This window comes from Pseudoalteromonas sp. SMS1, from assembly GCF_021530565.1.
Lineage (GTDB): Bacteria > Pseudomonadota > Gammaproteobacteria > Enterobacterales > Alteromonadaceae > Pseudoalteromonas.
The window spans coordinates 160727-174476 of the sequence record NZ_JAKGBI010000013.1 but is presented as its reverse complement, the minus strand read 5'-3'; the positions used below and the strand labels follow the sequence as shown (position 1 = coordinate 174476).

The 13750-nt window shown below is 43.2% G+C and carries 9 protein-coding genes; 3 read left to right on the top strand and 6 right to left on the bottom strand.

What is annotated here, in order from left to right:
- Positions 1-7 precede the first annotated feature (7 nt).
- Positions 8-1651: a TonB-dependent receptor plug domain-containing protein gene (locus tag L1286_RS14605; RefSeq protein WP_235407797.1), complete on the bottom strand. Its 1644-nt coding sequence runs from the start codon at positions 1649-1651 to the stop codon at positions 8-10.
- Positions 1648-5376: a TIR domain-containing protein gene (locus L1286_RS14600; protein ID WP_235407796.1), complete on the bottom strand. Its 3729-nt coding sequence runs from the start codon at positions 5374-5376 to the stop codon at positions 1648-1650. Before L1286_RS14600 ends, L1286_RS14605 begins: the two co-directional genes overlap by 4 nt.
- Before the next feature lie 493 nt (positions 5377-5869).
- On the opposite strand from L1286_RS14600, the gene L1286_RS14595 reads away from it, so the two are divergent.
- Positions 5870-6391 (top strand): VTT domain-containing protein, encoded by a 522-nt coding sequence (locus L1286_RS14595; protein WP_235407795.1) that lies wholly within the window; start codon positions 5870-5872, stop codon positions 6389-6391.
- A gap of 87 nt (positions 6392-6478) precedes the next feature.
- On the opposite strand, the gene upp is transcribed toward L1286_RS14595, so the two are convergent.
- The 4 genes from upp to L1286_RS14575 form a co-directional block, all read right to left on the bottom strand.
- Positions 6479-7111 carry a uracil phosphoribosyltransferase gene (gene upp / locus L1286_RS14590; protein ID WP_235407794.1) on the bottom strand — a complete coding sequence of 211 codons (633 nt, stop codon included), beginning with the start codon at positions 7109-7111 and terminating at the stop codon, positions 6479-6481.
- Between the two features lie 13 nt (positions 7112-7124).
- Entirely contained in the window at positions 7125-7673 is a 549-nt protein-coding gene (locus L1286_RS14585; RefSeq protein ID WP_235407793.1) for an NAD(P)H nitroreductase, read from the bottom strand.
- Positions 7674-7755: 82 nt separating this feature from the next.
- Positions 7756-8445: an HvfX family Cu-binding RiPP maturation protein gene (locus tag L1286_RS14580; protein WP_235407792.1), complete on the bottom strand. Its 690-nt coding sequence runs from the start codon at positions 8443-8445 to the stop codon at positions 7756-7758.
- A 112-nt stretch (positions 8446-8557) separates the two neighbouring features.
- Positions 8558-10519 carry an FAD-dependent oxidoreductase gene (locus L1286_RS14575; RefSeq protein WP_235407791.1) on the bottom strand — a complete coding sequence of 654 codons (1962 nt, stop codon included), beginning with the start codon at positions 10517-10519 and terminating at the stop codon, positions 8558-8560.
- A gap of 240 nt (positions 10520-10759) precedes the next feature.
- On the opposite strand from L1286_RS14575, the gene sppA reads away from it, so the two are divergent.
- Both sppA and ansA read left to right on the top strand, forming a co-directional pair.
- Positions 10760-12631 carry a signal peptide peptidase SppA gene (gene sppA / locus L1286_RS14570; protein WP_235407887.1) on the top strand — a complete coding sequence of 624 codons (1872 nt, stop codon included), beginning with the start codon at positions 10760-10762 and terminating at the stop codon, positions 12629-12631.
- Positions 12632-12717: 86 nt separating this feature from the next.
- Positions 12718-13728 (top strand): asparaginase, encoded by a 1011-nt coding sequence (gene ansA / locus L1286_RS14565; RefSeq protein WP_235407790.1) that lies wholly within the window; start codon positions 12718-12720, stop codon positions 13726-13728.
- The last annotated feature ends 22 nt before the right edge of the window (positions 13729-13750 follow it).

Here is a 13750-nt window from a genome sequence, read left to right as displayed (position 1 = left end):
TATCTTTTTAAAAAATAACCGCCACTTTTGGAGTGTATTCAGTTGTCAGTGCGGCTACATTTGCTTTTCGCTCATATAAAGCTCGAGGACTGTTTATAAGCGTGGGCGGCTCCGAGAACAGGGCCTCATTGCACACATTGAGAAGTTCCTTGCATCCAAAAATCATTTGATAGCTGGAGACACCTTCAGCTCGCACGCCAATATCGACTAACCACATATCATTGAGTTGATAATCTAATTGAAAAAAAACCGAGTGGGTATCTAGTGTATCGTCGTGGTCGAGCGCAATGTATCGGTCAGTAACCCCTACTGCTGTGCCAATATCAAATGTAGTGTGTAAGTCTAAAGCGCGGCGCATTTGTCCGCCAAACCGGATATTAAGCGGGATTTGATACAGCTTCCTACCCAATAAAGACAGCTCCCATTCAAACTGTAGCGCCTTTGAACGATAACTCGCGAAGCCGTAGGTCACGCCACCAGCGGCGTAATCTTGCAGTGAATTGTGCGTAAAGTAGCCAAAGGTAGCTTTTGTTTGGGCTGCACCATCAAGCCATGGATGCCGATAGCTGAGACTTAAGTTCGTGCCATTTATGTCTGCATACTGACGCCCTGTAAATTTGCCAAAATGCTCTGAAGCAAAGCTCAAGTCGGCCAAGATTCCTCTTTTCGCTTGTGATATATTCGCATTGAGTACAAGGTTTTTTCTAAAGTTGGAAGAAAGCCCCAAAAACAAAGAATGTCCAGACAGAGAGTTGCCATAGGCAGACGCGAATTTTGACTCAGCATTCAAACTTCGAGAGTCAAATTTTCCTGTGTCGTATGAAGCCCCAAATGTAAATGTGTGATTCGTGTTACCATCATACGAAAGCTTAGCTGATGCACGCATATCACCGAGGTTGTTTACCGAGTAACTTACCAAATCTTGAGACCCGCTCATTAACTCGCTGGTATCGGCTCGAGTAATGATATTGATCGTACCGAGCAGCGCCTGATTGCCATAAGTCACTGACATCGGGCCCTTGACCACTTCGATTCTGGTGATGGCTTGTACCGGGATATCTGTTCTATTTAATGGAAATTGGCCCCAATAATCTTCGTATTGAGCAACGCCGTTAATCATGATCAGTAGGCCATTATTAACCCCGCTGCTCATGTAACCGCGTACTCCAACGTTAGGTCCAGATCCAGTCCAGCTGTGCTCTTCAACTAGGTAAAGGCCTGAAATATGATTGAGCACTTCTGCTAACGTTTGATAACCGAATTTAGATATTTCGGTTTGCGAGATAACTACGGCACTGGCGGGTGTACTTGCGAGCGTTTGGCTTTGTCTCCCTCCAGTAGACAGTAGACTATTTAGTGATCCCGTATCTTGAAACTCGTATGGCTCCAATGCGACATAAATCAACTTATTGCTGGGAACAAGCTGAATTTCATCGTCAAACCCGCGTCTTGAAAACATCAATTGATCATTCACGATTGCATCAATTGCAAATGACCCATACTCGTTGGTAAACGCTACCGCGCCATTTCGAGTATTGACAACTTTTACCTCATTCAACCACACGTCAGTTAATGCATCAGATACCTTGCCAATGACCTTCGCTTGACTCTGACCACCCCACAACAGGAGGAATAGGATCAATAACTTCATAATTCATTTGTTCCTTTCGCTATAATTTGCTCAGCTTGTTTGACCAAATAGTGAATATCTAGCGGCAATGGGACGAGGTGCCCACTGTCGGTCCCGAGGTAAATAAATGATGCATCTTGTTTTTTTACATGAGCAGCGCTATAGACCCAGTTAGCATGTTGGATCTCGATGGGTGTACGATTAGAGGTGTGTGCACCAAATGGCCAAAATTTGACAGTTCCACCGACCCCTGTGCTGATCATTTGCTGTTTAGACGGTACGTAGAATGCAGAGGAAATTGGGTGTTCATGGGCTTTGCCGCGCCTTGAAAGTATCACTTGATTTTGTTCATCGATCACATAACTGCTAAAAACACTATTGGCATCAACAAAAACCAAGCGGTTAGCAACAAATTCGGCATGCGTCACTTTTGAGGTATGTCGCGCTTGCCAAACAATTTGATACTGCGTCCCCTGCTTTTGCCAAAGGGTCAAGTAACCATGAGCATGAGAGAAAAGGTAGGTCATTGTCTGATTTACGAAAAGCGTACCGGCACCTTTAATCAAGAAGGTCCCATGCTTTGCCCGTGTCGGTGTTAACGCCCAGATTCGCTCACCACTTTGAACCCACACTGCGTCATCAGAAATAGTGAGTATTTTTTCAATTTTATGGTCCGATAAAAGCTTAACCAACGCCCACTTTGTCGAGCTTTCTGTGAGTTCGTAAATCCTCCCCTTATCATTTAGCAAGACTGAGCGATTTACATTGGACACAAGTTGATTAACTCGAAATGGAAGCTGGTACTCAAATTGCTTTTTAAGCTCCGGACCAAGCATAAACTTGTGAGATACCAAAAGACCCGAACTATCTATACTCAAAAGTGCATTGTGCCCTTGTATATAAGTCAGATGTTCTACCGGCGCGTCGTGTGCATGAACGGATGAAAGCCCCGTCTTAATCTCGCGGTACAATAAGTTATAGAGAATATTGTTTCTGACATCAGCTTTGAGACTCAATAGGCTTTTGTAAGCCCTGACTGCCAGCGATATTCGCTCTGCCCCTTCGTTTTGAATTTGCGCTTGATAAATTAGTGCTTCGATTTCTGCTATTTGCTTCAAGCGCAATGCTTTGTGCGCTTGATTTTGCGCTTCTGCTTGATGCAATATTGCTGCGCGTTGTGATTGCTCAGCCTGCAATTTTAGGGATAACGCTAAATCTTTTTGCTTTTGCGCATTTTCTTTTTCTTTCTCTGCTCTTAGTTTTTGTTTGTTGGCAAGCTCCGTTTGCGCCATGGCAAACACTGTTTTTTCTTGCGCTTTTAAACTAGCGGCTTCAGCCTGTTTAGCAAGCCGATTTGCTTCTTCTGTTTTTTTCTCCAACTCAATGTTTTTCAGTTGAATTGCTAAAGTTTGTGCTTCAGCAACTCTGCCATCGCTAATGGCTTTAACTCCAAGTAGCAGAGACACACAACATAAAACGAGAGACAGTACTGAAATTGCTTTTAGGCGGTGTTTATTTCGTCGCTCATTCTTTTTTCCTTGTTCAACAAACGCCCGACTTTTATCTATAAAGTTTACTAGTGATTCAGGTGGGCTTGGCTCACTTGTATGAGCCAGCGCACCTTCTAACCAAGCACTGGCTAGTATCGACTCCGTATTGCCAAGCAGAAACTCCTCGGCCTGATGCTGCTCCTTCCAAAAATGCAGTTTTTGAGACCAATATCGGTAAGATTCGAGGTACTCTGCGTTACCACTGATTTTTGTCAATAGTTGAGTAAGGGAGACTTCTAAAAGCTCATCCACCTCAAACGCAACCTGCCAATAACTCTGATAACTTTCGTCATATGTGGTATCTCTAAACCGCTTCAATTTTACAAAAGTAATAGGCTTGTTGAGGTCATTGGCAAGTTGTAATAGATTATCTATATGGCTGGAACAATGCCTAGGTAATACGGCAATGACTCGACTTGACGAAGCCATCATCTCTTTAAATAACGCGCCATCATTAGTCCCATAATCTGGGTCTACATAATGCACGCTTTTTTCAAGATCTCTTAGCCTGCGTTTTAACCTATGCGCAAAGTGATTATCTTCTGAATCTGCGCAAATAAAGATATCAACACAACTGTCAACACGGTGTGCAAGCGAAGTCGCACTGTACGCGATGAAATCAATCAGCAATGGTGGTGCACCATAAATAGCGCGTACCTGAGCAATGGCAAGAAATTGCTGATAATCTACCAACTCCGTACTCGTCAGCAATACCCCTTCGCTTTTTCGCTCCTCCCATTGCGCCGCCCGGCAAAACAAACTGTTTCTCAAGCTAAAATATTCTTTATCTTGTTCTAGGTGAAGTAGTAACAACGCGCAGAATTCTTCATTACTCGCTTTTACATCGAAACGAATGATTTGGCCAAGATCAGAGCCCTTTTCTGGGGAGAGGTTTTCCAGCAATGTGAAACTGACTTTTTGATTGTCCTTTACATAATCTCGTACGTATTGCCAAGCAGATGTATGCGTGATCCCATCGCTGGCAACGACCACAATAAATGTTGCTGTTCGTAATCTCCGATACAGCAAAGCGTCAAGGGAACGACTTTGCACGTTATCAAGGGTTTCTGTGACTGTCACGTATCCGTGTTGGATTAAACTGCAACATAGATTACGCACTCGAACTTGATCACTCGAATGGTGAACAATACAAATATCAGACAACTCGTCTTGATGATATAGTCGTGAGGCGTTGATAAAAAGACAATGCTCTTCAAGCGGGAACACTTCTAGCTCCCTCGCTTGCCTGATATCCTCCAACCAGTTACAAGCACTGGTCATAGCGGAACCATAGAGTAAATATTCGTGGCTTTTGAGGGAGTTTGCCCATTTATCAGCGTGCAGTAAAAGCTCGCAATGTGGGTGCAAGACTTCAGTGTGTTGGTTCAGTGCAGAAACCAACATAGACAAGGTTTGTGTATATGTACGATTACCGTTGAACATCATCCAGTTCAGCTTCTGCAACTTTTCTGGAATATCCCCCTCACTTGCGCCCATATCCATATGATGAATAGGAATAATGCGCTTGTTTAATGTCAGCGCAGTCTTGAGCTCGCGATTACAATATTCTGAGTTAACTGAATGTGGTGATAAAATAAAGCAAAAATTATGTGCATAGCGGATCCCTTCATCAATTTTTTGTTGAAACTCCACCGCAATGGCAATGTTTTCGGTATCAAGCCAAACTTTGTATCCCTGATCGATTAACGATTGTCTTAGCTGAACAGCAAATGCTTTGCTGTGCCTACGACCGTAGGAAATAAATACATCAAAAATGTCATTTTCACATTCCGGAGGCTTGATTTGCGCAGCCTGAAGAAAAAAATCTGCAATCTCATCCAACGACTTCAGCCAAACAGCGCCATTGCCCTCCACCAGTTTGCCAATGTCCTCTAGCACACATCGCTGCTGCTCTGTAAAGCTCTCATCCCCGTCTTCTTCTAGATAGCAATATATTGTTCGATCAGTTCGTTTGTACGAAGTATCGACGACTTCGGCAAGTGCAAATAGGCCCTCAATTTTAGGTGTGATCACAAACAGGCAAAAATCGGCAGTTTCCCGTGCTATCAGCTCTCGTTCGTAACATTCTTCATCCCACTGTTCTACAACCGGATTAAAATAGTCTACGGCCAAGTTAGGAATGAGTTTTTCGCGCCACGTAGACTGATTACACGTACCACCTAAAAAAATTATCATGTAAAGCCTTTTGTAAAATTGCTTAAATGCTTCTGCTTTCAGGCCAGTTAAAAATAACCCTCGCTGTCTATTTCTATGAGCCAAGAAGCCAAAAAGAGCGGGTTAAGCCATGCCCATCTCGCAACTAAAATGTCACGTGCAAAATGGCAGCTTATCCATTCTCTTGTGGCTAATATAAAAAAGTGGCGGGTTCGGTAATGTGGGAAACATATGATTTATTGCATCAAACCGACGCATCGATTAAGCAAATGCCATCCATAACGTCTTTTAACGTCTTTATTGATGTTTTATCCTGCTCAATGCCACGGGTGTCCCCCTATGAGTAAAAAAAGACAGGCGTCCAAAACTGACACCTGAGTACGCTGCAACACAGATAATTAAAGGACTAGAAAGGTGCCGTATTAAAAATAATATCGGACAAACCAAATTCCTGAGCATTTTAAATACGCTTGTTCCCAAGTTTAGTAAAAACATGCTTAAAGAGGGTTTAATTATGCGTATCAGTCCTGCCATTTTAACGGTTTCTGGCGCAATACTCCTCGTGATGACACCTATATATGCCCAAACAGTCAATGTGAAAATAAAAGGCGTTGATACCGCGCATTCTGGACACATCATGGTCATGATGTTTACTAGAGACGGCTTTTCCATTAAACATGAGAAAGCATTACAAACGCGCTACGTTCCGTCCGATGTATCAACTCAAACAATCACATTTCCTTTACCCAGACTGAATTTGCTATCTCGTGCTTCACCTATTTTACCTGAAGTATCAGTCTGTATGGCTGGCTTGACAAAAATGCCATTTAAAACCTTCATTACAAGTCGGTTAGGCAGTATAGTCCCTTACGCAATTATTGCTGCATATGCCGGCTCTATAAGCACCTTTGAGGACCCTGGTCCAGCAATTTACGCTGCGATCGGGTTAACTAGTTTGCTCTGGTTTGGCTGGTGGTTGTTCAACCGGATCTACTCAAATACAGCAAAAGTGATATCTAAGCAGGCTAAACTCTGAAATATGGATTGAAAACGATAAAGGCTGGTACTCATTGACCAGCCTTTATACAGCGAGATTTAAAATAGGTGTTCGCTTTTCTAAAGCTTACACTTGGGTGCCAAAGATTTTATCTCCCGCATCGCCAAGACCGGGTACAATATAGCCTTGTTCATTTAAATGGCTATCCAATGCTGCCGTATACACGTCTACATCAGGGTGAGCCTGTTCAACAGCCTCAACTCCTTCTGGCGCCGCAACCAACACAATTGCGGTTATGTTTTTGCACCCCGTTTTCTTTAGCAAATCGATAGTGGCAATTAAAGAGCCCCCAGTCGCCAGCATCGGGTCAATTACCAGTGCTCTTCTAGATTCAAGATTGCCGACTAATTTCTCAAAATAGGAAACTGGCTCTAATGTTTCTTCGTTACGCTGCAGCCCAACAACACTTATCTTTGCAGCTGGAAGAAGCTGCATCACGCCGTCAAGCATCCCGAGGCCAGCTCTTAAGATGGGTACTAAGGTGATCTTCTTACCCTTGATCTCTTGCACGCCAAGGTCTTCGCCAGTCCAACTTTTAATGGTCGTCGTTTCTGTGGGAAGCTGTCTAGTCGCTTCGTATGTCAGCAAGTTGCCAACCTCTGATACAAGCTCTCGAAATTTCTTTGTCGAGATACCGTGCTCGCGTAAAAGGCCTATTTTGTGCTGTAATAAAGGGTGTTCAACAACATGAAGTGCCATAAGTAGCCTCTAATTATAACTCTGTAAAAAATGAAGAAGGTTCATGACGAACAGGTTTTGTACACTGCACCGTTGGAGTACCTAAATATAGATAACCAACGATTTCGTCCTTTACATCCAAACCTAGTGCTCTTTTGACTGCGTCACTTTGTGCGAAAAAACCAGTTCTCCATACACCAGATAAGTGCTGAGCAAACGCCGCTTGTTGCATCGCAAAACATGCACATCCTGCACTTTCGATTTGCTCAATTCGGGGCACTTTAGGGTGTGCTTGATATGGTGAGACAACAATGATCATCATTGGCGCGCGATGTGGCAACTCTTTTGCTCGAGAGATTGTCCGCTCATCTTGTTTTTCTTCTACCGCAGCTTTGTAATAGATCTCACCAAGCTTATCTCGCGCATCTTCATTTACGACAATGAACTTCCAAGGCGCCAAGCCACCGTGATCGGGAACTTTCAACGCTGCTTTTTTTATAATCTCTAATTGGGTCTCTGTCGGGCCAGGAAAAGACAATTTGCTATCTGATTGCCGAGTCAGCAATAGCTCTATTGCATCCATTTGAAATTCCTTACTAATAAACAAACACTGGCTATTCTAACGTGAAGTAAAAGGGAAAGTTTAGTCCTTTCCCTTATATTTTTCAGCTCTGCTCATTCACCTTTCTAGCAATCCAGTAGTCTAAACTGAAAAAACGCCCACCACCGGTGAAAAATAGACTAAGCAACATTGCAAAATATATTGCCGCAAACTCAATACCATTGTTCAAAATCACAACGCTGCCTTTTTCATATAAATAGTCAGGAAAGCCATGTGTATTAACAATAGATTTGATACGCTCTAATCGTTCAGCGACTTCGAGACTGTTTTCTAAACTTTTTTGCGCCGTGTCACTCCCTAACCACGCAAATACCTGTGCAGCACTTGTATCTGGATTAGCAGGCGCAACTGAAAACCACCCGTTATGCCAATGTACCTGTGTTGCCGCAACGAACATGGTCACCATCAGTGGGATTGATACTAATCTGGTTAGCAATCCGATAAGTATCAGCCAGCCTCCCAAAAACTCTGTCCAACCAGCCAAAAATGCCAGCAGGTCAGGGAATGGTAGACCAAGCCCCCAATCAGCATTGCCAAACCAAGCAACTACATTTTCGTCCGCCATAAGGCTTTCGAAAAAACCGACGCCCTCTTTGCTCAAGTTAAGTTTATTGTAACCCGCAATAATCATGACAGGTGCAATAATTAATCTGAGTAGTAGAGGCGCTAAGCCACTCATTACATCAGCTTTTTCTATACTCGTTTGATAAATAGATTGGATTTTTTTAATCATATGGAGATCTACACATTTTAGGATATTCATACAGTGTAGACCGAACCACATTAAGTTTTATTGCAGGATAAAAAAATCGGCCTCTCAGTGCCGATTTTCATTGCAATTGGATTTAAATCTTTCGCGCGACTTGCAGCGCTTCAAATATCGCTCTTTTGGCATCAATGGCACTGGCAAGTAGTGCCCCTCCAATGACATGATGATTTTCTGGTAACTGTGCTTTGTCAAAATGATCTTCGTTTGACGTTTGCCCTATACACGCGACGACAGTATCTACATCCAGTGTTTGCTCCTTGCCGTCAATGCGTATTACCAATCCTGCATTAGAAAAGGAGACATACTCACAACCAGAGATTTGCGCTACTTGATGGTGCTTGGCGACTGCACGATGTATCCACCCCGTTGTTTTACCCAGACCCGAACCAAACCGACCTGCGCTTCTTTTTAGCATGTAGAGTTTACGCTTTTCGGTTGAAGGCGCGATATCTTGTTCAATTCCCCACTGGCTCTTGAACGCCTCAATGGATTGATTTTCGGGCTCGGTTAGAAAGGCCACCATATCAAATCCAATGCCACCAGCACCTAAAATCGCGATCTTGTTTCCAAGTTCAACTTCTTTGCGGATCACCTCGTCATAGGCTAAAACACGCTTACCATCTTGACAATCGATATTTGATAAACGCGGGCTCACACCCGTTGCAAACACCACCTCATCATACTGTGCGCCAACCTGTTCAGTATATTCTCGCCCCAACTCCATATTCACACCCAGCCGTTCAACTTCATTTAAGAAGTATTTAAGCGCGAGTTTGAAATCCTCTTTTCCGGGAATGCGCATTGCCAAATTAAACTGACCGCCGGGGTGTTCGCTTTTATCAATTAAGGTGACATTGTGGCCTTTTTGAGCAAGATAGCAACTGGCCGACAACCCCGCAGGGCCCGCCCCCACGACCAACACACTTTTCGCTTTGGTCGTTTTTTCCAACGGATAATCCAGTTCAAAGCCAGCTTGAGGATTCACCAAACACGTTGCTCGCTTACCTTTAAACACATGATCTAAACATCCCTGATTACACCCGATACAAATGTTGATTTGTTCAGATTTCTTTTGTGCATACTTATTAAAAAACTCTGGATCAGCCAACAATGGCCTCGCCATCGAAATTAGATCTGCTTCACCTTTATCTAGAATGCTATTAGCAAGGTCTGGCGTATTAATACGGTTTACAGCCACAACAGGTATCTCAACGACATCTTTGAGACGCTTAGACGCTTCTCTAAAAGCCCCAGGAGGCACCATACTCGCGATGGTTGGTACGCGCGCCTCATGCCAGCCAATCCCAGTATTTAATATATCGACACCTGCTGATTCAAGCGCTTTTGCTTGTACGGTGACTTCTTCAGACGTTGATCCATTTGGTACTAAGTCCATAACGGACAATCTAAAGACGATAATAAATTTATCGGATACTCTGGCTCTGACTGCCTTGACAATATCAACCGCTAAACGCATACGGTTTTCAACAGAACCACCATATTCGTCCTCTCGTTTGTTGGTATGCGGTGCCATGAATTCATTGATTAAGTAACCTTCAGATCCCATGATTTCGACGCCATCGTAGCCCGCTTTTTCAGCCATATACGCGGATTTCGCAAAGTCCTTAATGGTGTTTTTGATCATACCCAAACTCATAGACTTGGGAGTATAAGGGTTTATGGGGGCTTTTATTGGGCTAGGTCCCACATTGAAAGGATGATAAGCGTATCTGCCTGCGTGCAATAACTGTAAGCAAATTTTGCCGTTGTGTTGATGAACAACGTCGGTGTATGCACGATGTTTAATCACATCGTACCGGCTGTTAAACGATGATGAAATTGGCGTTAGTTTACCGCGAATATTTGGACTATAACCGCCCGTAATGATGAGTCCAACACCCCCTTTAGCTCGCGCTTCATAAAAAGCACTCAGCCTTTTTCGGTTGTGCCACCCCTCTTCTAATCCTGTATGCATTGATCCCATGACCAAGCGGTTACGCAGCTCAGAATTTTTAAGTTGTAGTTTTTGTTCTAACATTGCTCGCCCCAATGTAACTGGTCTTACCTGTGAACATTAACCTTTTTCAAAATTTTGGCAAGTAAAAAGCACAAATTATTTATTCGACCGTCCTCGAAATTTTGAATCTTCGGCCAATTATTTAAATATGTATAAAAATTAATACTTCGTTACGTTTTAGGTGTAACACTCCGCTCACAACTAAGTTATGATATTAAATGAGAGTATTTAGGTACTAAATTTAAAGGAATCACATTGAAGTTGATCGCAAAACTATTTAAAGGTATCTGGCACGCGCTGAACTTTTCGCGCAGGCTGATAGTAAACTTGGTCTTTGTCGCACTGATTGTCGTTTTTGTCGCTGCAATTATGTCGTCAGAAGAAGAAATTCTAGTGCCACAAGACAGTGTTTTAAGACTGAATTTGTCGGGAGTTTTAGTCGAACAGTTGACTTACGTCGACCCATTAGATGCGGCACTTGACGATGCTATGGGCTCAAAAGAAATGCCCACAGAAATCTTGGTTGATGATGTTGTGCGCGTCATTAACGCTGCGGCTAAAGATGCACGCATTCGTGCAATCAACCTAGACCTCAGACACTTACATCACGGACATCTAGACAAACTACGTGATATCACGGATGCACTTGAATCGTTTAAAGAAACCGGCAAGCTGGTTTATGCCCATAGTCCTTACTTTACTCAAACGCAGTATTATTTAGCTGCAACGGCAAATGAAATATCCATGCATCCTTATGGCGCTGTCAGCCTAAGTGGTTTTGGTACTTATCCGATGTACTTTAAAGATGCGCTAGACAAACTAAAAGTAACGCAGCACATTTTCCGTGTTGGCACATATAAATCAGCAGTAGAGCCATTTATCAGAAATGATATGTCTGACGCTGCAAAAGAAGCAAACAAACTGTGGTTAGATAGTTTGTGGATGCAATACAAAGAAGATGTAGCGGCGAAAAGACCTTTCGATTTGCATAACTTCGATGAAACACTGACACAGCTAGGCGATAAAATGGCCACTGTCTCTGGTGACTCTGGTCAATTTGCACTCAAGTATGGGTGGGTTGATAAGTTGGAGACAGATCAAGAGTTTAACAGCAAATTAGTTGACATTGTTGGCACACAGGACAAAGGCAATGCATACCGACAGGTAAAATATAGCGACTATCTCGCTTCTCTGCCTGACTTTAGCCAATTTCCGAACCCAATGACCGACAAAGTCGCGGTTGTTGTGGCTAAAGGGCATATTGTAGACGGTAAACGAAAAGCTGGCGTAATCGGCGGTGACTCCACAGCGGAACTCCTGCGCAAAGCTCGTTTGGATAATAAGGTAAAAGCGGTCGTATTACGCATTGATTCGGGTGGCGGAAGCATGTTCGCTTCTGAGAAAATCCGTAATGAAGTGCTTGCTATAAAAGCAGCTGGTAAACCTATCGTTGCATCAATGGGTTCTGTCGCGGCTTCCGGCGGATATTGGATTGCCGCTTCAGCCAATGAAATTTGGGCGTCCCCTAGCACAATTACTGGCTCTATCGGTATTTTTGGCACCATTTTTACTTTCGAAAATTCACTTAAGGAACTGGGTGTGTATTCAGACGGTGTAGCAACAACCGAGCTCAAATCTTCATCGGTTGCTCGTGGCTTAGACCCAGAGTATGCAGACATTATCCAAATGAGTATCGAAGATGCATACGATAAATTCTTATCGATGATCTCAGAAGCTCGCAATCTAAGTAAAGATGATGTCAACGACGTTGCGCAAGGCCGTGTATGGCTTGCCCCTCAAGCATTGGAGTTTGGACTCATTGATAAGCTTGGTACCAAACAACAAGCTATTGAAGCCGCAGCGAGCCTCGCAAGCCTAGAGCAATATGATGTGATCACTGTAGAGCAGACATTGTCAGAGAAAGAGCTCTTAATGCAGCAAATTTTCGGGACTCAACTTGTTCAGTCATTCCTTGAGAACGAAATGCAAGCCGCGGATCCGCTCCAAGTAATTACAAAGCAAGGCGTTAACCAGCTTTTGGAGCAAGTCCAAAAAAGTACAAAAATGATTGAACTATATAACGACCCAAATAGTATATATAGTGTGTGTACGATGTGTAACGTCACACAATAGTGTATTGCACTTAAGGTTAATGAATAAACTGCAATGTGATGCTGCAGTTGATATACTAAGCCCAGAAATATTTCTGGGCTTTTTTTATGAAAAGAAAAAAAATATATATTGCCTACACGGGCGGTACTATTGGTATGAAGCAGTCAAGTAAGGGCTATGTGCCAGTGGCTGGTTACCTAACAGAAACCGTGAAAAATAATGCGGAATTTACCCGAGAAGAAATGCCGCTATTTGATATTCACGAGTACTGCCCCCTCATTGACTCTTCAGACATGTCGCCAAAGCACTGGAAACTCATTGCTGAAGATATAAAGTCTAAGTACAATGATTACGATGGCTTTGTGGTACTACATGGCACGGATACAATGGCATATACCGCTTCTGCTCTGTCTTTCATGTTTGAGAATTTAACTAAACCAGTCATTGTAACGGGGTCACAAATCCCCCTCTCTCAACTGAGATCGGATGGACAAGTCAATTTGCTCAACGCCATGTATCTTGCCGCTAACTACCCAATCGCTGAAGTGAGTCTGTTCTTTAATAACAAACTCTTCAGAGGAAATCGCGCATTAAAGGCACACGCAGACGGTTTTGATGCGTTTGCTTCACCCAATTTACCACCGTTAGCTCAAGTGGGCATTAATATCCAATTACAAGAGGGCAAACTTAGTCCTTATGTTGACCAAGATCTAGATGTCACATCAATTCAATCTCAAGCTATTGCCGTATTGCATCTTTATCCAGGGATCAGCGCGGCAATGGTTGAGAATATACTGTCTAGCGATGTTAAAGCGTTAATTCTGCTTAGCTTTGGCGTTGGTAACGCCCCGCAGCAAGAAGCAATATTAAATACCCTAAAAGCTGCCTCTGAGCGCGGTGTTGTGATAGTCAACCTAACACAATGCTTGCAAGGACAAGTAAATATGGGGGGATATGCAACGGGTAACGCGCTATTAAACTGTGGTGTTATCAGCGGTTATGATATGACACTGGAAGCTTGCTTGACTAAATTGCATTATCTATTTAGCCAAGACTTGGAGCTTGAAACCATTCGCCATTTAATGCAAGACAATTTACGAGGAGAGCTAACACGGTAGTTTTTATCTGAGTGTTAAGCCC